This window comes from Aeromonas sp. MR19, from assembly GCF_963899305.1.
Lineage (GTDB): Bacteria > Pseudomonadota > Gammaproteobacteria > Enterobacterales > Aeromonadaceae > Aeromonas > Aeromonas bestiarum.
This window is the reverse complement of sequence record NZ_CAWQWZ010000012.1, coordinates 1-20,134: the sequence shown is the minus strand read 5'-3', so window position 1 is coordinate 20,134 and position 20,134 is coordinate 1. Positions and strand designations below refer to the sequence as shown.

The window sequence follows — 20,134 nt, the reverse complement described above, 5'->3', positions numbered from 1 at the left end:
ATGATATCAATCGGCCCGCTACGAATTCAGGTTCGGAAAATAATAATTGCATGGCGCCAATACATTTTATTTGGCAAGCGTTCTGGGTATTTATAAATATAACGAGGTGATTCATGAAAAAAGTACGTTCCCTGTTTTTGCTGGCGGCGCTTCCGCTGGCTCTGATGACATCGGCCGAGGCCCAATCCAGCCTCGCCGCCATTCAGAGTGCCGGGGTGATCAAGATAGGCACTGAAGGGGCCTATCCTCCGTTTACCTACCACGACAAGAGCGGCAAACTGGTGGGTTTTGACGTTGAGATTGGCGAGCTGATCGCTCGCGGTCTCGGGGTGAAGCCGGAGTTCGTCGAAGGCAAGTGGGACGGGCTCATCGCCGGGGTGGATGCCAAGCGCTACGATCTGGTGCTCAACGAAGTGGCCATCACCCCGGAGCGGCTGAAAAAATATGACTTTTCAGACCCCTACATCACCTCCAAGGCAGTGGTGGTGGTACACAGCGACAACGGCACCATCAAGAGCTTCGCGGATCTGAAGGGCAAGACATCCTCCCAGTCCCTGACCAGCAACTTCGCCCAGCTGGCCAAAAAATCGGGGGCCGAGGTGGTGGCCACCGAGGGGTTCAACCAGTCCCTTGAGCTGGTGCTGACCGGGCGGGTGGATGCCACCATCAACGACAGCCTCTCCTACCTGGACTTCAAGAAGCAGAAGCCGGATGCCAAGTTGAAGGTGGCGGCGACCGAGCCGAAGGGGGATCAATCGGCCGCCCTGCTCGCCAAGGGACAACCGGAATTGCTGGCCGCCATCAATCAGACGCTGCGCACCGCCAAGCAAGACGGTGCCTATCAGAAGATATCGCTGAAATATTTTGGCACTGACGTCTCGAATTAATAACTTGGCCGAATAATAACAATAAAGGGGAATTAACGTGCCAGCTTGGTTGCAGTTAATGATCGACTCTTTTTGGCCCCTGCTCAGTGCGGGGCTTATTTTTACCGTGCCCTTGACCCTGATCACCTTCGTATTGGGAATATTGCTCGGTTTCCTGGTGGCACTGGCAAGGTTATATGGTCCCGCTCCGCTGGTCGCCCTGGTCCGCTTCTATGTCTGGCTTATTCGGGGCACGCCGCTGCTGGTGCAGCTCTTTCTGATTTTTTATGGTTTGCCGAGTGCCGGCATAGTGCTGGATGCCTTTACCGCCGCCGTCATCGGTTTCACCCTCAACATAGGTGCCTACAGCTCGGAGATCATCCGCGCGACCCTGGCCGCCATCCCCAAGGGGCAGTGGGAGGCTGCCTACTCCATCGGCATGAACTGGCCCCAGGTGATGTGGCGGGTGATCCTGCCGCAGGCGGCGCGCATCGCTGTGCCACCGCTCTCCAACACCTTCATCTCGCTGGTCAAGGACACCTCGCTGGCGGCGGCGGTGACCGTGCCCGAGCTGTTTCAGGCGGCCCAGCGACTCGCCTCCGTCACCTATGAGCCGCTCATCCTCTATGTCGAGACGGCCATCATCTACTTGCTGTTCAGCTCTGTGCTCTCCACCCTGCAAGACAGGCTGGAGCGCAGACTGACCCACAAAGAGACCCGGGAGCTTGCCCTATGATCCGATTGAGCGGCATCGAGAAACAGTTTGGCGGCCAGCGGGTGCTCAAGGGGATAGACCTTGCCATGGCGGCGGGCAGCGTTACCGCCCTGATAGGCCCCTCCGGCAGCGGCAAGAGCACCTTGCTGCGCTGCGTGAACCTGCTGGAGCGACCCGATGCGGGGCAGCTGGTGCTGGGGGGCAGCGAGCTCGACTTTACCCAGCATCTGTCACGGCAAAGCGTGCTGAGCCTGCGCCAGCAGACCGGCATGGTGTTTCAGAACTTCCAGCTGTTCCCTCACATGACGGTGCTGGAAAACGTGATGGAGGGACTGGTGACAGTGCTGAAGTGGCCCAAGGCGAAAGCGCAGGCGCGCGGCTTGCAACTGCTCGACAAGGTGGGGCTCAGGCACAAGGCCGAGGCGGTGCCCGCCACCCTCTCCGGCGGCCAGCAGCAGAGAGTCGCCATAGCCCGGGCGCTGGCACCGGCGCCCAAGGTGCTGCTCTGTGACGAGCCCACCTCGGCGCTGGATCCCGAGCTCGCGCTGGAGGTGGTGGCCGTGCTGCGCCAGCTGGCCCGTGAAGGGACCACCATGCTGATCGCCACCCACGACTTGCGTCTGGCATCCCAGATAGCGCAACAGGTGATCTTTCTGGAATCTGGCGAGGTGGTGGAGGCGGGCAGTGCGCGCCAGATGTTTACCACTCCCAAGCGGGCCCGCACCTTCGAGTACATCTCCACCCTGACCGAGCGGTTGCCGGAGAGCTGGAGCATCTAGCGGCGCTTGCCCGGACGACAACCATATAAAAAACAGCCCCGCATCTGCGGGGCTGTTTGCTTGTGGAAGCCTTGGACGGCAGCTTACACGGCCAGGTAGTCCATGATCCCTTCGGCGGCCTTGCGGCCCTCGTAGATGGCGGTGACCACCAGATCCGAGCCACGCACAGCGTCGCCACCGGCGAACACCTTGGGGTTGCTGGTCTGGAAGGCATGTTCGGCCTGCTCGGGGGCCTTGATCCTGTCCCGGCTGTCGAGCTCGATACCGTACTCCGCCATCCAGGGCTGGGGGTTGGGCTGGAAGCCGAACGCCATCACCACGGCATCGGCGGCCAGCACCTGCTCGGAGCCTGTCACAACCACAGGATTGCGGCGGCCGTTGGCATCGGGCGCACTGAGCTCGGTGCTCACCACCTTGATGCCGCAGGTACGGCCATGGGCATCGAGTTCGACGCCGACCGGCTGCAGGTTGAACATGAATTCCACCCCTTCCTCCTGGGCGTTCTTCACCTCCCGCTTGGAGCCAGGCATGTTCTCGGCGTCCCGGCGGTAGGCGCAGATCACCTTGTCGGCGCCCTGGCGGATGGCGGTACGGACGCAGTCCATGGCGGTATCGCCGCCGCCGAGTACCACCACCTGCTTGCCGGCGAAGTCGATGTAATCGGCCTGTGCCTTCTCAAAGCCCAGCAACCGGTTGGCGTTGGAGATGAGGTAGGGCAGGGCGTCGTACACACCGGGGGCCGTCTCGTTGTCGAAGCCGCCCTTCATGTACTTGTAGGTGCCGACCCCGAGGAAGACGGCATCGAACTCGCCGAGCAGGTCGGCGAAGGTGACATCCTTGCCCACCTCGGTCTCGAGGCGGAACTCGATCCCCATGCCCTCGAAGATCTCGCGCCGACGCTGCATCACCTCTTTTTCCAGCTTGAAGGAGGGAATGCCGAAGGTGAGCAGGCCACCGATCTCTGGATACTTGTCGAACACCACGGCGCTGACACCGCTGCGCGCCAGCACGTCGGCGCAGGCGAGCCCGGCCGGGCCCGCACCTATGACGGCGACCCGTTTGTCTGTCTTCACCACCTTGGAGAGATCCGGGCGCCAGCCCATCTCGAACGCCTTGTCGGTGATGTATTTCTCTATGTTGCCTATGGTGACGGCGCCGAAGCGATCATTCAGGGTGCAGGCACCCTCGCACAGTCTGTCTTGCGGGCAGACCCGGCCGCACACTTCCGGCAGGCTGTTGGTCTGGTGGGAGAGCTCCACCGCCTCCAGGATGCGCCCCTCGTTGGCCAGTTTCAGCCAGTTGGGGATGTAGTTGTGCACCGGGCACTTCCACTCGCAATAGGGGTTGCCGCAGTCGAGGCAGCGATCCGCCTGCATGCCGACCTGGGCCTGGTTGAAGGGCTCGTAGATCTCCACAAACTGGATCTTGCGGATCTTGAGCGGCTTCTTGGGCGGGTCGACCCGCTGGACATCGATAAACTGGAATACGTTCTGGCTCATAGGGTTCCCTCCTTATTGCGCCTGGATTCTGAGTTCTGCACTGGAACGGCTGGTGTGGCCAAGCAGGGACTTGACGTCGCTGGACTTGGGTTTGATCAGCCTGAACTTGGGCACATAGGCGTCGAAATGGGCCAGGATCTCCTCGGCGCGCGAGCTGCCGGTCTCATTGAGGTGCGCCGTTATGATACCGCGCAGGTGCTCCTGGTGGATGGCGAGATCCGCCACATCCAGCAGTTCCACCAGCTCGGGGTTGGTGCGCTTGGCAAAGTTGCCGCACTCGTCCAGCACGTAGGCAAAACCGCCCGTCATGCCCGCCGCGAAGTTGACACCCGTGGTGCCGAGTATGGTGACGATACCGCCTGTCATGTATTCACAGCCGTTGTCGCCAATCCCCTCGACCACCGCCAGGGCGCCGGAGTTGCGCACCGCGAAGCGCTCGCCCGCCGTGCCTGCAGCGTAGAGCTTGCCGCCGGTGGCGCCATAGAGGCAGGTGTTGCCTATGATGGCCGCCTCGTGGGACTTGAACGCCACGCCGACGTGGGGTTTGACCACCAGCTTGCCGCCTGTCATGCCCTTGCCCACGTAGTCGTTGGCGTCACCCGTGAGTATCATCTCGAGGCCACCCGCGTTCCAGACGCCGAAGCTCTGGCCTGCGGTGCCGTTGAAGTGAACCTTCACCGGATCGGCCGCCATGCCCTGGTTGCCGTGGCGTTTGACTATCTCGCCGGAGAGACGGGCACCCACGGAGCGATCCGTGTTGCGGATGTCATAGCGGAATTCGCCGCCAGACTTGTGCTCGACCGCCTCCAGCAGGTCTTCCACCATCTTGAGGTTGAGCGGACCCTTGTCGAAGGTCGGGTTGTGCTGCTGGCTGAACAGGCTGGAGCCTGCCGGTGCCACCGGGCTCGCCAGCAGGCCGGAGAGATCCAGCTTGGCCTGACGAGCGGTGAGGCCGGGCAGGGCTTCCAGCAGGTCGGTACGACCGATGAGGTCGGTGAGCTGGGTGACGCCAAGTTGGGCCATCAGCTCGCGGGTCTCCTCGGCGATGAACTTGAAGTAGTTCATCACCATCTCCGGCAGGCCGGTGAAGTGCTCGCGGCGCAGCTTCTCATCCTGGGTAGCGACGCCGGTGGCGCAGTTGTTCAGGTGGCAGATGCGCAGGTATTTGCAGCCGAGCGCCACCATGGGGCCGGTACCGAAGCCGAAGCTCTCGGCGCCGAGAATGGCCGCCTTGATGATGTCCAGACCCGTTTTGAGGCCGCCATCCACCTGGAGGCGCACCTTGTGGCGCAGGCCGTTGGCGACCAGCGCCTGCTGGGTCTCGGCCAGGCCCAGCTCCCAGGGGGAGCCGGCATATTTGACCGAACTCAGCGGGCTGGCACCGGTGCCGCCGTCATAACCCGAGACTGTGATGAAGTCGGCATAGGCCTTGGCCACGCCGCAGGCGATGGTGCCGACGCCGGGTTCGGAGACCAGCTTGACCGACACAAGGCAGTCCGGATTGATCTGCTTGATGTCGAAGATGAGCTGGGCCAAGTCCTCGATGGAGTAGATGTCGTGGTGCGGCGGCGGCGAGATCAGGGTCACGCCGGGCACGGAATAACGCAGTTTGGCTATCTGGGCCGTGACCTTGTCACCGGGCAGCTGACCGCCCTCGCCGGGCTTGGCGCCCTGAGCCACCTTGATCTGCACCACGTCGGCGTTCATCAGGTAGTGGGGGGTGACGCCGAAGCGCCCCGAGGCCACCTGCTTGATGCGCGAATTCTTCTCGGTACCGAAACGCTTGGGATCTTCGCCACCCTCGCCCGAGTTGCTCTTGCCGCCGAGCCGGTTCATGGCCACCGCCAGCGCCTCGTGGGCCTCAGGCCCCAGTGCGCCTATGGACATGGCGGCGGAGTCGAAGCGGGGGAACAGCTTGGCCGCAGGCTCGACTTGATCCAGCGCCACTGGGTTGTCGACCTTCTTCAGGGCGAGCAGATCGCGCAGGGTGGAGACAGGGCGCTCGTTTACCAGACGGGCGTACTCCTTGTAATCGGCGTAGTCGCCGGAGCGCACCGCGGTTTGCAGGGTCTGCACCACGTCCGGGTTGTAGGTGTGGTACTCGCCACCGTGGACAAACTTGAGCAGGCCGCCCTGGGTGAGGGACTTGCGCGCCAACCAGGCCTGGCGGGCCAGATTGAGCTGATCCTGCTGGATGTCGGCAAAATCGGCGCCCTGGATGCGGCTGGAGACGCCGCGGAAGCACATGGAGACCACGGCGCTGGAGAGGCCCACGGCTTCGAACAGCTGGGAGCAGCGGTAGCTGGCGACCGTGCTGATGCCCATCTTGGACATCACCTTGTAGAGCCCCTTGTTGATGCCGTTGCGGTAGTTGAGCATGGCCTGGCGCAGGCTCATCTTGAGCACGCCTTCCTCGACCTGTTTGGCGAGGGTTTCATAGGCCAGATAGGGGTAGATGGCGGTGGCGCCAAAGCCCAGCAGCACGGAGAAGTGGTGCGGATCGCGCACGCTGGCGGTCTCCACCAAAATGTTGGCGTCGCAGCGCAGGTTGTTGTCCACCAGGGTGCGTTGCACTGCGCCCACCGCCATGGCGGCCGGAATGGGCAGGGTATCGGCGCTGACGTCCCGATCCGACAGGATCAGCAGCACGGTACCGCCGCGCGCCTTGTCGGCGGCGTCCTTGCACAGCCGCTCCAGCGCCGCCTGCAGCCCCTCTTCGGGCTGGTAGTTCAGGCTCAGCACCGCATGACGATAGTGTTCCCCTTCCAGGGCCAGCAGCTGGTGGAAGTCGGAGTAGAGCAGGATAGGCGACTGGAACAGCACCCGGTGGGCGTGGCCGAAGGTCTCGTTGAAGACGTTTTGCTCGCGGCCGATACAGGTGGCCAGCGACATGACGTGGTTTTCCCGCAGCGGATCTATGGGCGGGTTGGTCACCTGGGCGAACATCTGGCGGAAGTAGTCATACAGGGTGCGCTGGCTGGAGGAGAGCACCGCCATCGGGGTGTCATCCCCCATGGAGCCCACTGCCTCCTGGCCGTTCTCGCCGAGCACGCGGATGATCTGGTCCAGCTCCTCGTAGGAGTAGCCAAACAGCTTCTGATAAGTCTTGAGCTGGTCGTCCGAGAACTCGCGGGCACCTGTGCTGGCGTCATCCATCTGCTCGAACGGCACCAGCCGCTTGCAATGCTTGTCCATCCACTGCTTGTAGGTGTGACGGCTCTTGAGATCGTCATCGATCTCGAAGCTGGTCCACACCTTGCCGTTACGGGTATCCACCACGAACAGTTCGCCCGGGCCGACCCGGCCCTTCTCCAGCACCTCGTCCGGGGTGTAGTCCCAGGTGCCGACCTCAGACGCGAGCGTAATGAACTTGTCCTTGGTGATGACGTAGCGGGCTGGGCGCAGGCCGTTGCGGTCCAGCGCGCAGGTGGCGTAACGGCCATCTGTCATGACGATACCGGCCGGGCCATCCCAGGGCTCCATGTGCATGGAGTTGAAGTCATAGAAGGCGCGCAGGTCGTCATCCATGTTCGGGTGTTTTTGCCATGCCGGCGGGATCAGCAGGCGCATGGCGCGGAACAAGTCCATGCCGCCGGCCAGGAAGAGATCCAGCATGTTGTCCAGGCTGGAGGAGTCGGACCCAGTGGTGTTGACGAAGGGGGCTGCCTCTTGCAGATCCGGAATGAGCGGGGTGGCGAACTTGTAGCTGCGCGCCTTGGCCCACTGGCGGTTGCCGGCTATGGTGTTGATTTCGCCGTTGTGGGCCAGATAACGGAACGGCTGCGCCAACGGCCAGCGCGGGCTGGTGTTGGTGGAGAAGCGCTGGTGGAACACGCAGATGGCGGCCTGCATGCGGATGTCGGCGAGATCCAGATAGAAGCGCGGCAAGTCCACCGGCATGCACAGCCCTTTGTAGACTGTGACCAGATTGGAGAGGCTGACCACGTAGAAGTAGTCGTCGCTGATACGCTTCTCGATGCGGCGACGCACTATATAGAGGCGGCGCTCGAGATCCTTGTCGACCCAGCCGGGGGGCGCGTTGACAAAGACCTGTTCGATGCTGGGCAGGGAGGCTTTGGCGATGGGACCGAGCACATTGGTATCGATGGGCACCTTGCGCCAACCGACCAGACTCAAGGTTTCTCTTTCCAGCTCCTCGTCTATGATGTCGCGGGTCTGCTGGGCCAACAGGGGGTCCGGATTCAGGAACAGCATGCCGACCGCATAGTTGCGGCCCAGGTGCCATCCTTTCTCTTCGGCGATCGCGCGATAGAAGCTGTCCGGTTTTTGCAGCAGCAGACCGCAGCCATCGCCGGTCTTGCCGTCGGCGGAGATGCCGCCGCGGTGCTGCATGCGAGCCAATGCTGACATCGCGAGACGGACAAGCTTGTGGCTGGCTTCACCTTCCATGTGGGCCAACAGGCCGAAGCCACAGTTATCCCTCTCCAGCTTTGGATCATATAGTGACATTGCATTTCTCCCTTGCTCGGCCTTGCATCGCAAACTGCATAAATTGCGATTGGCTCTTGTGGTTCCGTCCGCCTGACGTGGCGAATCTCCAAACTAATGGGATTTTTCGGCAAGGTCAATTGGACATCCCGGCTGTTTTCATTATTACAAACTCATAACAAAATGTCGGGGTGCGGGTGTATATGGGGCTTGAATTGGCTATTGCTCTGGCTGTTTTTATTTTTGCAGGATTTAATACTGATATCCTGGGTTTTGTTGGTTGACTCAGTGGGGGCAGTGATTTGTAGTAATTTTACCAATCAATCCGGCCAGTGAGAGGTGGCGATCACAATTACGCACCCTGTGTCTTGCATTTGTCGCCAATGAGGCTATGAGGAAAATTTCATTGCTCAACAGGTGGTTAGCTGGTCGTTATGCGGTTGTGGCCTGGGCGCTGTTTTTAGCTGACGGGTTTCGAAAGCGTCAATAACTACCTACTTGCAGATATTTATCCAAATATTGGTGAATATTTATATGTTTTCTGACCCTCGCCTCCCTTGATCCAGCTCAGCGCCCTGTTTGTGCAAGCTCGTACAATGGCGCTCCTTTAGCGGAGGTGTCATGCAGTTACACGAACTCGTCAATACATTCGGTCAGGATCTCAAGCAACGCCACGGCCAGAAGATCCACAAGCTCTCCATTCACGGCGCTTTTACCTGCCCCAATCGGGACGGCACCCTGGGCCGCGGTGGCTGCACCTTCTGCAATGTCTCCTCTTTTGCCGACGAGTCGGCCCAGCAGCTCTCTGTGGTGCAACAACTGCTGGCGCGCCGGGATGAAGTGACCCGTGCCAAGCGCTACCTCGCCTACTTTCAGGCTTATACCAGCACCTATGCCGAGGTGGAATATCTGCAGCGCATGTATGAAGAGGCGCTGTCGGTCAGCGACATGGTGGGCTTGTGTGTCGGCACTCGCCCCGATTGCGTGCCGGATGCAGTGCTGGACTTGCTGGCCGGCTATCAGGCCCGTGGCTATGAGGTATGGCTGGAGCTGGGGCTGCAGAGCGCCAATGACAAGACCTTGCAGCGCATCAACCGCGGGCACGGCTACGTGGCCTATGCCGATGCGGTCGAGCGGGCCCATCGGCGTGGCATCAAGGTCTGCGCCCACCTGATCGTCGGCCTGCCCGGTGAAGTGCCCATGGACAGCCTGAATACGTTGCACCGCATAGTGGAGACGGGCGTGGAGGGGATAAAGCTGCACCCGCTGCACGTGGTGGAGGGGAGTACCCTCGGCAAGGCCTGGCAGGCGGGTCGACTTGAAGTTCTTACCCTGGAGCAATACGTGGAGGCGGCGGTGGCCATGATCCAGCACACGCCCCCCGAGGTGGTCTACCACCGCATCTCGGCCTCGGCTCGTCGTCCGACCCTGTTGGCGCCGGTCTGGTGCGAGAATCGCTGGACAGCCATGGCCGATATTGCTAGTGAACTGGCTCACTCCGGCGCTCAGGGGCACAGCCTGGGGCGACCTTTTTCCCTCGCAGGATGTATTGAGTGAGCAATCAAATTTCGTCAAAAAAACAGAGGGTTATTAGATGAAATTCAGTCTTTGCAGTATAGTTTCGGTAAAATTGTCTTGATATAGTAGCGGGCTTGAAAAAGATATCATTATCAATAAGCTTGTGTTATTTCCAATTTAGGCGGGATATATCGGACATGGCGCCATCTTGTGTCGCTATCGAGTGCCGATCATGCCGTACCGTCTTTGGGCGTAATGCCTCTCAGGTCTGACGATGACATCCAGTGTCATTTACCTGTGCTTTAACGTTAATCAGGCTGTTGATCTCTTGCCGTGGAGTCCGGGTTATTTATTCCACGAGATCGCGTTCGCCGGACAGCGATGTGTGACCACTACAGTCGGCCTAATCATGCAGTGACAGGATGCTATGCAAGCAGAAACTAACCGTATTGATGAGTTGTTGGAGTGCCTGGTCTTCCTGACCCGCTTTTATGGCGTACCCAACAGCAGGGATGCCCTGACCACTGGATTGCCGCTGGTGTCCGGCCTGCTGACCCCGAACCTGTTCAGTCGCGCCGCCGAGCGGGGAGGGCTGTCTGCACGGGAAGTGATCCAGCCCCTTGCCGATATCTCCTCCCTGTTGTTGCCTTGCGTGCTGCAGATGCGCAACGGCGGTGCCTGCATACTGCTGGAGTGGAACGAAGACAGAACCCAGGGCAAGGTGATTTTTCCTCAGGCAGGGGATGCGGCCGAGTGGCTTGGCATAGCCCAGCTGGGTGATGAGTATCTGGGCCGGCTCTTCTTCGTCAAAAAACAGTTCAAGTTTGATGACCGTTCCCCCAAGGTGCTGGAGACCCGTGATGGACACTGGTTCTGGAGCACCTTGTTTGAATCCCGTGGCATCTATCGTGATGTGCTGATCGCCTCCATTTTGATCAACCTGTTTGCGGTGGCCAGCCCGCTGTTCACCATGAACGTCTATGACAAAATCGTGCCCAACCTGGCGTTCGAGTCGCTCTGGGTGCTGGCGGCGGGCGCCATGGTGGTGTTTACCTTCGATTTCGTGATGCGCCAGTTGCGCAGCTATTTTATCGATATCGCGGGCAAGAAATCGGACGTGCTGCTGTCGGCCAAGATCTTCGCCAAGGTGATGGGCATGCGGATGGAGTCAAGACCGGCCTCTACCGGCGCCTTTGCCAAACACCTGCAGGAGTTCGAATCAGTGCGGGAGTTCTTCACTTCCGCGACGGTTTCTACCCTTATCGATCTGCCCTTTGCGGTCTTCTTCCTCTTTATCATCTGGATGTTTGCCGGCGTCATGGTGGTGGTGCCCATCGTTGCCATGTTGATCCTGGTGGCCTACAGCTTCTATATCCAGGCGCCACTCAAACAGTCCATCGAAGAGGGCTCGCGGCTCGCTTCCCAAAAAAATGCCAACCTGATCGAGAGTATTTCCGGGCTGGAGACCGTCAAGATCTTCGGTGCCGAGAGCATGTTCCAGCATCGCTGGGAACAGGCGGTATCCCATATATCGACCTGGGGCGTGCAGACTCGCCGCATCACCAACTCCATGTCGTCCCTGGCCAGCTACATCCAGCAGGTGGTGACAGTGGGCCTGGTGATCGTCGGTGTCTATCAGATATCGGAAGGGCTGGTTACCATGGGCGGCATGATCGCCGCCGTCATGCTGTCGAGCCGCGCCATCGCCCCCATGGTGCAACTCTCTGTGCTCTCCACCCGCTACAACCAGGCCAAATCCGCGCTGGAGATCCTGGAGAAGATCATGATGACGCCGGGCGAGCAGGAGGAGGGCAAGCAGTACATTCATCACCCTGTCATAGCCGGCCGGATCGAATTTGATAATGTGTCGTTCAAGTACCCAGGGATGGAAAGCAGCACACTGCACAACATCAATCTGCGGATCGAGCCGGGCGAGAAGGTGGCCATCATAGGCCGGATCGGGGCGGGTAAGACGACCCTCGAGAAGATCCTGATGGGCCTGTATCGGCCGACCGATGGCTCGGTGCGCATCGACGGGTTCGAGCTGGATCAGCTGCCGGCATCCGTGATCCGGCGCAACATAGGCTGTGTGCCACAAGACGTGACCCTGTTTTTTGGCTCGGTGCGCGACAACATAATGCTTGGCAACCCGCTGGTGGACGATGTGCGGGTCATGCGTGCGGCCAAACGGGCCGGGGTGACCAACTTCACCAACCGGGACCCGAACGGTCTGGACCGCCAGATAGGCGAAGGGGGGCGACAGCTCTCCGGTGGTCAGCGTCAGGCAATCCTGCTGGCCCGGGCCCTGCTCAACGATCCCCCCATTCTGGTGATGGACGAACCCACTTCCAACATGGATAACCAGTCAGAGATGCAGGTCAAGCATGAGCTGGCACGACTGGGACCGGAGACGACCCTGATCCTCATCACTCACAAGACCTCCATGCTCGATGTCGCATCTCGGGTCATCGTCGTGGAGCAGGGGCAGATAGTGGCAGATGGACCCAAAGAGGTGGTGTTGCAACAGTTGAAGGAAGGCAAGGTGCGAGTGCAGGAGGCGTCCAATGGCTAGATTTGGCCTGTTCAAGAAGTCGCCGTCCGATACTGTGCTGCCTGCCCCCGAGCATCTGGAGTTTGTCGACGATGGCGCCGCCGCCGTCCTGCTGACTACCCCGACCCGGGCAAGAGCCTTGCTATGGGCCTGCTTCCTGTTCTTCATGAGCGCCATCATCTGGGCAGCCTGGGCTGAGCTGGACGAGGTGACGGTCGGGCAGGGCAAGGTGATCCCGTCCCGTCAGTTGCAGGTGATCCAAAACCTGGAGGGTGGGATCGTCAAGGAGATCTTCGTCAAGGAGGGGGATATCGTCGAGAAAGGGCAGCCGCTGCTGCGCATCGATGACACCCGTTTCCGTTCCGATTTTCGGGAGCGTGAGCAGGAGCTGGTGATCCTCAAGGGCGATATCGCCCGGCTAAGGGCCGAGATCCAGAGTGTGGTGGTCAAGACCGCGCCCAATCTGGGTTGGCGTGAGCAAGTGGCCATTGACAAGCAGCCGATCGATTTTCCTGATGGATTCGAGAACGTGTTTGCCGAGTACGTTGCGCGTGAAAAGTCGGTACAGGATGAGCGACTCAACAACCTGAACAACCAGCTCTATATACTCGGCCAGCAGATCGAGCAAAAAGAGCAGGAGACCATAGAGCTCAACGCCAAGATCAGAACCGTCGGGCGCAGCGTGGATCTGGCTCGTCAGGAGCTGGATATCAGCCGCCCGCTGGCCAAGGAGGGGATAGTACCTCAGGTCGAGCTCATCAAGCTGGAGCGTCAGGTCAACGAGATGCAGGGGGAGCTGGAGAGCAACCGGCTGCTGATCCCCAAACTCAACTCAGTGCTGCGGGAGACCATCTCCAAGCGCAACGACATAGCGTTGAAGTTTCGGGCCGACTCACAGACCGAGCTCAACGAGCGGCAGGGGAAACTGAGCCAGCTCTCCGAGGGGCAGGTAGGGCTGCGGGACAGGGTCGACCGTACCAGCGTGATTGCGCCGCTCAAAGGCACCATCAAGAAGCTCAAGATCAATACCCTTGGGGGTGTGGTGCAACCAGGGATGGATCTGATGGAGATAGTGCCGCTGGAAGACACCCTGCTGGTCGAGGCCAAGGTCTCCCCGAAAGACATTGCATTCTTGCGGCCAGGGCTCGAAGCCGTGGTCAAGATCACTGCCTATGACTTCACTATCTATGGAGGATTACATGGAAAGGTTGAACAGATAAGTGCCGACTCCATCCAGGATGAGGAGGGGAACTCCTTCTACCTGGTACGAGTTCGCACCGAGAAAAGTTACTTGGGCGATGAGCTTAACGCACTTCCCATCATCCCCGGTATGTTAGCCAGTGCAGATATTATTACTGGTAAAAAAAGTGTCCTAGACTATTTGCTTAAGCCGATATTACGGGCTAGGCAGTCGGCACTGAGAGAACGATAAGCCAACAATCTAAAAACAACATGACTGGAGATACCATGAAGAAGACGATTGTTGCCATGTTAGTAAGTGGCGCCGTGCTGTTCCCGGGCCTTACCCAGGCTCAAACGCTGGAACAGTCAGTGGCACAGTCACTGGCTACCCATCCGAAAATCAAGGAAGCTTTTGACCTCTATCAGGCTCGACTGTATCAGCATGATGGCGCCAAAGGCGGTTATTACCCCACCATAGATCTGCGCGGTGGTGTCGGTTATGAAAAGACCGACAGCCCGTCCACCCGTGCAGCAGGTGCCAATTCGACCACCATAGATGACTCTATGACCCGTAAAGAGGCCGGGATCAGCCTGCGTCAGATGCTGTTTGACGGTTTCAATGTCAGCAGCAACGTGGCCCGGACCGATGCCGAAGCCAACGCTCAGCGTCTGGCCATGATCTCCGAGGCGGAGAACACGGCGCTGCGTGTGGCTGAGGTTTACCTCAACATGCTGCGCCAGCAGGAGATCCTGGAGCTGTCCAAGCAGAACCTGGAAACCCATGAGCAGATCCGCAGCGACATCAGCAAGCGGACCGACTCGGGCCTGGGCTCTACCGCAGACCAGACCCAGATCGATGGTCGTGTTGCCCGTGCCTATGCCAACCAGGCTGCCGCCGAGAACAACTACCGCGATGCCGAGAGTGAGTTCATTCGTGTCGTCAACGAGATGCCAAAGGACCTGGTACAACCCGTTCCCAATGGAGAACTTGTTCCCGCCAGTCTGGATGCCGCATTGAAAACGGCTACCGAAGTGCACCCGACTCTGCTCTCCTCCCTGCAGGATATCGAAGCGGCCAAGTACCAGCATGAGGGCTCCAAATCCGGTTTCTATCCGAATGTGTCGTTCGAAGTGGATCAGAACTGGAACGAGGATATAGATGCGGTCAAGGGGCATAACGACGATCTGACCGCCATGGTGCGGATGCGTTACAACCTGTTCCGTGGCGGATCTGATCTGGCCGAAAGCAAGGCAACCTCGGCCCTTTACTCCCAGGCGAAAGACATTCACATGAATGCTTTCCGTCAGGTTGAAGAGGGAACACGCCTGGCCTGGAACGCCAAGGAGTCGCTGACCAAACAGAAGACCTTCCTGAAAGAGCACGTTGACGCCAGCTATGACACTGTACAGGCGTACAAGAAGCAGTTTGGTCTGGGCCAGCGTACCTTGCTTGACGTGTTGAACACCGAGAACGAACTGTTTGAGGCGCGCCGCAGCTACATCACCGCCGAGTATGACGCTCTGCTGGCTGACTATCGCATCCTCAACGCCACAGGCAGTTTGCTCAACGCGTTTAACGTCCAGCAGCCGGCCGACTGGCAAGCTAAACAGTAATGGAGATCGCATCAGGCTTGATGCGATTGAAAGGGATGGTTGCAGCCGTGCTGCCGCCATCCCTTGTCTCTCACTGTCACCCTAGACCGGGGCAGTGACTGTCATTGGATGCCAGAGGATGAGCGTGACTGTGTGGTGGAAGGCAAGCGGTTGCAGCAGGGTGTCAGCCTCAGGGTTGGGCCGGCGTTTACGCGCTCGCTGGTTGCGTTACTCGCTGTGGTTGCTGCTGGTTTCACTTCCGCTGCTGCTCTGTGCCAGTCAGCCTCTGACACCCGAAGATCTCAAATTGGTCCAGCGCGCTCAGGAAACCTATGGGGTCAGGGCGGGCAAGCGTGTGACGACCTGGCGTACGCTGGTCATGCAAAATCGTGCTGCAGGGCTGAACGAGCGCCAGAAGCTGGAGAAGGTAAACCAGTTTTTCAACCAGATGCGCTTCATCGATGACATCAAGTTGTGGCGCAAAAAAGATTACTGGGCCACCCCGCTGGAGTTTTTGGGGGCGGCAGGCGGTGATTGCGAAGACTTCAGCATTTCCAAGTATTTCACCCTGCTGGAGCTTGGCATTCCGGATGAAAAAATGCGGATGGTATATGTCAAGGCATTGGATTATAACCAGTTTCATATGGTTGTTGCCTACTATGACACGCCTTCCTCTGTGCCTGTGATTTTGGATAATTTGATCGGTTCGATCCGCCCTGCCAGTCAGCGCAGGGATCTGGTGCCGATATACAGCTTTAACGGTAGTCACTTGTGGTTGATGAAGGCGCGTGGCCAAGGGGAACTGGCCGGACAGTCGTCACGCTTGGGATTATGGAGTGATTTACGCAATCGCATGACTTCAGGGCGATTGGCTCAGCCTGTGGTGAATTTGGATGATTAACCTATGACGCTCTACAGACAATTATTGGCAACCATGTTGATCCTGTTCGGATTGTTGTTTGCGGCCACTTATTGGGTGCAGTTCAATTCGACTCGAACCTATCTGGCGCAGCAACAGGAAACCACTGTCATCAATACCGCTACTTCGCTGGGGCTGGCGCTTACCCCGTATTTGGAAAACGGTGACAAGGTGGGGGCTGAATCAGTGATCCAGGCCATCTTTGATGGTGGTTATTACCGGTTGATCCGGCTGGATCTGCTGGCTTCCAAGGATGTCATCGAGCAGGAGAACACCAATAACATTCAGGGTGTGCCGCAATGGTTCATTGGTCTGGGTCTGTTTCCCGAGGTATCCAACGAGTCAATTCTGACGTCAGGCTGGCTGCAACTGGGCAAATTGAAAGTAGTGGGTCACCCGGGGCAGGCCTATTACGAGCTGTGGCGAGGGATGAGTGAACTGGCAAGCTGGTTCCTGATCGGTTTTTTGATCACCACCATTTTGTTGATGAGAGCACTGAACTATCTGCTCAAGCCGCTCAAACAGATCTGTGAGCAGGCGGTGGAGATTGAACTGCACCACTTTGGCCACGCCATTCCAGAACCCAAGACCCACGAGTTGAAACAGGTGGTGCAGGCCATCAACACCCTATCCAGCAAGCTGGCGCTGCAGTTTAAAGAGCAAGCGGAAGAGGCCGAAAAATTGCGGGAGCGTGTCTATGTGGACGCCGTTTCCGGCTTGGGTAACCGGGCCTATTTTGTCGGCCAGGTCAACGCATGGATTGCCGAAGCGGGGCAAGGTGGAGTCATGCTGGTGGCGGTTGATATGCTGGATGACCTGTACCGTGAAGAGGGCTTTGCCGCGCGGGACAACATGGTCAAGTCGATAGCACAGACCTTGAAAGAGCAGTTGAAGGGTTGGGATGGCTCGGCTTTGGCACGGATCTCCGCCACGGAATATGCGCTGCTGTGTCCTACCGATGATCTGGCTCAGCTGAAGGAGCTGGCCGAAGCCATCAACGCTCGTATTGCCGACCTGGTCGTAAATCCCATGGGAGAAGGGGATGCCCTCTCCGTCATCGGTATTGCGGGACGTGACGGTAATGACGATCTTTCGGCCTTGCTGACCAAGGCCGACAACGCCTTGGGCAAGGCGCGCAATGAGCGCCGTGGTGCCGTGGTGATGGAAGGTGGTACCGATCAGGGCTTGATGGGGCGTCTGGCCTGGCGGGATCTGGTGCAAGATGCCATTGTCCGGCACTTGTGGCGCTTCAAGGCCCAGCCGGCTTGCCGTTTCGACAATGGGGTTCGACTGCATGCCGAGTTGTTTGCCTCTATTTCACGCGACGGTACCGACTATTTTGCCGGCCAATTCTTGCCAGCCATCGAGCAGTTCAAGCTGGGCAGCGAGTTTGATCAGGCAGTACTGGATGCCTGCGTGCCCCTGTTTGAACGGCAATCAGATCTGGTGCTGGCCATCAATATCACGGCAGGCTCTCTCTGTTCTGATGAGTTTCTGACCTGGCTGACGGGGTATCTGTCGACTCACGCCGAATTGAAGGACAGGTTGCTGTTTGAGATACCTGAGGCCGCCATCATGAAGCACAAGGAACATGTGACCGCCTTGGTGAACACCTTGCAGGAGCATGGGTTCGAGTGGGGGGTCGATCATTATGGTCGTCACTTCCAGTCTCTGGGGTATCTGGAGGAGCTGGCGCCAGCCTATGTCAAGGTTGACCATGGTTATACCAGTCAGGTCATGGAGCCAGGGGCCGATACCTCCTTCCTGGCCGCAGTTTGCCGCGCCGCTCACAATGCGGGTGTGACTACCATCGCAACCCGTGTTGAGGATCAGCATCAGGTCGAGTTGCTCTCCAAGTTGCATATCGATGGTTATCAGGGCTTCGTACACCCCGCTTTTCCTTTGTCCTGAGCCATTAGCGCCAAGAATGGGCCCCATGAGGGCCCTTTTTTTATGCGAATTAAACATAAGTATTAAGACTTTTAGCTGAGTAATCGCGTAAGGGCTTACTCGAATCCCTATCAAGTGGCTGATTCAACAATATAAAAAAAGACCCTTCGATTTAATGCGCAGCATTGCTCCCAGTTTGAACCCATCTTGTACATTTTTGCAACGGAAGCGAGGCGGACAGGCATCTATGGTGTAGACATCAAGATCTGTCATGTTGGAGCAATGGATATGCGTACCCAAGTAATCGACAAAACCGTGGTGGTTTCTTCTGTTGAAGGCAACGTTCAAATATTGCTGGCCGATGGTAGCAGTCGCCCTCTGCAGAAAGGTGAAATCCTTCAGCCCGGCGCCAAGCTCAATATTGCAGATGACGCCAAGCTGACACTGGCCCCCTATGACGATTCTCCTGCTTCCGCCACGCCAGATGCCGCAGCCCCGGATGCTCCGGTGCCGGGACAGCCACAGGCTCCGGATGCCGGGAGTGCGACCTCTCCCGATATTGCCGCATTGCAACAATCGATCTTGCAAGGGGTTGACCCGACGCAGAACTTTGAGGCATCTGCCGCCGGTGGGGCACCTGCTGCAGGTGGTGGTGGCGGTGGAATTGGTGGAGTCGCCGGCGCCAGTGGTAATGGCGGCTTTGTCACCATAGATAGAACCGGTGATGCAACGATTGCCGCAGCCGGGTTTGACACCACTTACCAGACCGAGCCAGTGGTCGATACTCAGCAGCTGGCAGAACCACTGCTGACCAACGAACTGGCGGATCAAGGTGAGCAGTTGACCGTTCCCGAAGATGGGGTACTGAATGGCAATGTTCTCACCAACACAGTCAACGCTGATGGTCCTGATGCGGCGTCTGTGCTGCTCTTCAGCTGGGGGGATAACGTCAACGTTGTTGTAGGTACCAGCGTCACAATTGATGGTATCGGCAGCCTCGTCATTAACGCTGACGGCAGTTTCACTTTCACACCTGCCCCCAACTATGATGGCGCTGTACCTCCTGCCACTTATACCGTCACCGATGGCACTGACACGGTTCAGTCAACACTGGAACTGACAATTATTCCTGCCAATGATCTTTCCGATCAGAACGAAAGTGTTGTTGCGACAGAAGACACCCTCATTTCTGGCAACTTGTTGGCCAATACCATCGACAATGATGGACCGCAGGCTCCGTCTGTTACCGGGTTCAGATGGGGCTCCATCATCAATTCTGCATTGGGCACACCCGTAACCCTGACTGGGGTAGGAACCTTGGTGGTCAATGCCGATGGCAGCTATCTGTTCACGCCAGCACCTAATTACGATGGGCCGGTTCCGACAGTGAATTATACCGTCACAGACGGCACAGACACGGTTCAGTCCACGCTCTCTATTGCCATCACTTCGGTTGATGAGCCGGTTGGTCTGGCTGGTTTGCAGCTGGAAGGCGGTGAGCTGACGCTAAATGAAGCTGCATTGGCAGATGGCAGCAACCCGAATGCAACCGCTCTTACACAAAGTGGCGTGTTTACCTTCAATGCGGCAGATGGTGTACAGAGTTTGACACTGGGCGGTGTCACTCTGATCAGTAATGGGCAAGCTATTACGGTGTTCCCTCAGGCGATTACCAGCCCACTGGGTAATCAGCTAGTAGTGACCGGCATTAATTACAACCCGGTCACCGGGTTAGGCAGCGTTAATTACAGCTACACCCTGAGTGACAATGAAAATCATACCAAGCCTGTCAATGATGCGGCTCTGGGTGAGAGTTTCGGTGTGGTACTGGTGGACACCGATGGCGATAGTACCAGTGGCAGTCTGGATGTGGTGATCCTGGATGATGTACCGAGCGTCACGCTCACCTCTGGATCTGAAGGTGTGGGCAGTGTGTTCGTGGACGAAAGCCTGGTCAGCCTGGGTGGCGCGGGCAACGACGGGGTGGCCAGTGCCAGCCTGAGTGCTGCCAGCGTGCAGGCCCAGTTCAATCCGGCCTTCGGGGCCGATGGGGCGGGCACGATTGGTTATAGCTTGGCGCTCACGGGCAGCAACGTGGTCAGCGGCCTGTTTGCGGTAGATCCGCAGGCTCCCGATGGACAGGGCGAGGCCATCGTGCTGAACCAGGTGGGCA

The 20,134-nt window shown here is 58.5% G+C and carries 12 protein-coding genes; 10 read left to right on the top strand and 2 right to left on the bottom strand.

Annotated features, from left to right (window positions below; genetic code table 11):
• The first annotated feature begins 113 nt into the window (after positions 1–113).
• From AACQ95_RS11680 to AACQ95_RS11670, 3 genes are read left to right on the top strand one after another with little or no spacing between them, the layout of a single operon-like run.
• Positions 114–887 (top strand): amino acid ABC transporter substrate-binding protein, encoded by a 774-nt coding sequence (locus AACQ95_RS11680; RefSeq protein WP_241280939.1) that lies wholly within the window; start codon positions 114–116, stop codon positions 885–887.
• Between the two features lie 58 nt (positions 888–945).
• Complete coding sequence (locus AACQ95_RS11675) at positions 946–1,602, top strand: amino acid ABC transporter permease (protein WP_240485632.1); 657 nt, start codon at positions 946–948, stop codon at positions 1,600–1,602.
• Positions 1,599–2,360 carry an amino acid ABC transporter ATP-binding protein gene (locus AACQ95_RS11670; protein ID WP_241280937.1) on the top strand — a complete coding sequence of 254 codons (762 nt, stop codon included), beginning with the start codon at positions 1,599–1,601 and terminating at the stop codon, positions 2,358–2,360. The genes AACQ95_RS11675 and AACQ95_RS11670 overlap by 4 nt, the downstream gene beginning before the upstream one ends.
• Positions 2,361–2,443: 83 nt before the next feature.
• Here AACQ95_RS11670 and AACQ95_RS11665 read toward each other — a convergent pair whose 3' ends face one another.
• Both AACQ95_RS11665 and gltB read right to left on the bottom strand, forming a co-directional pair.
• Entirely contained in the window at positions 2,444–3,859 is a 1,416-nt protein-coding gene (locus AACQ95_RS11665; protein ID WP_241280936.1) for an FAD-dependent oxidoreductase, read from the bottom strand.
• A gap of 12 nt (positions 3,860–3,871) precedes the next feature.
• Positions 3,872–8,329: a glutamate synthase large subunit gene (gene gltB / locus AACQ95_RS11660; RefSeq protein ID WP_241280934.1), complete on the bottom strand. Its 4,458-nt coding sequence runs from the start codon at positions 8,327–8,329 to the stop codon at positions 3,872–3,874.
• A gap of 600 nt (positions 8,330–8,929) precedes the next feature.
• Between gltB and AACQ95_RS11655 the strand changes: the two genes are divergently transcribed.
• From AACQ95_RS11655 to AACQ95_RS11625, 7 genes are all read left to right on the top strand, one after another.
• The gene (locus AACQ95_RS11655; RefSeq protein ID WP_241280933.1) at positions 8,930–9,865 is read left to right on the top strand and encodes a TIGR01212 family radical SAM protein; all 936 of its coding nucleotides are present in this window, start codon (positions 8,930–8,932) and stop codon (positions 9,863–9,865) included.
• A 388-nt stretch (positions 9,866–10,253) separates the two neighbouring features.
• Positions 10,254–12,398, top strand: a complete 2,145-nt coding sequence (locus AACQ95_RS11650; RefSeq protein WP_241280932.1) for a type I secretion system permease/ATPase — start codon at positions 10,254–10,256, stop codon at positions 12,396–12,398.
• Complete coding sequence (locus AACQ95_RS11645; protein ID WP_043139311.1) at positions 12,391–13,809, top strand: HlyD family type I secretion periplasmic adaptor subunit; 1,419 nt, start codon at positions 12,391–12,393, stop codon at positions 13,807–13,809. Before AACQ95_RS11650 ends, AACQ95_RS11645 begins: the two co-directional genes overlap by 8 nt.
• A 35-nt stretch (positions 13,810–13,844) precedes the next feature.
• Positions 13,845–15,173: a TolC family outer membrane protein gene (locus AACQ95_RS11640; protein ID WP_043139314.1), complete on the top strand. Its 1,329-nt coding sequence runs from the start codon at positions 13,845–13,847 to the stop codon at positions 15,171–15,173.
• A 118-nt stretch (positions 15,174–15,291) separates the two neighbouring features.
• Positions 15,292–16,053, top strand: a complete 762-nt coding sequence (locus AACQ95_RS11635) for a transglutaminase-like cysteine peptidase (RefSeq protein WP_241280931.1) — start codon at positions 15,292–15,294, stop codon at positions 16,051–16,053.
• Positions 16,054–16,056: 3 nt separating this feature from the next.
• Positions 16,057–17,982, top strand: coding sequence for an EAL domain-containing protein (locus AACQ95_RS11630; RefSeq protein WP_043556504.1), 1,926 nt, complete (start codon positions 16,057–16,059; stop codon positions 17,980–17,982).
• 267 nt (positions 17,983–18,249) lie between these two features.
• Positions 18,250–20,134 (top strand): retention module-containing protein (locus AACQ95_RS11625; RefSeq protein ID WP_241280930.1); only part of this gene is annotated, 1,885 nt, incomplete at its 3' end.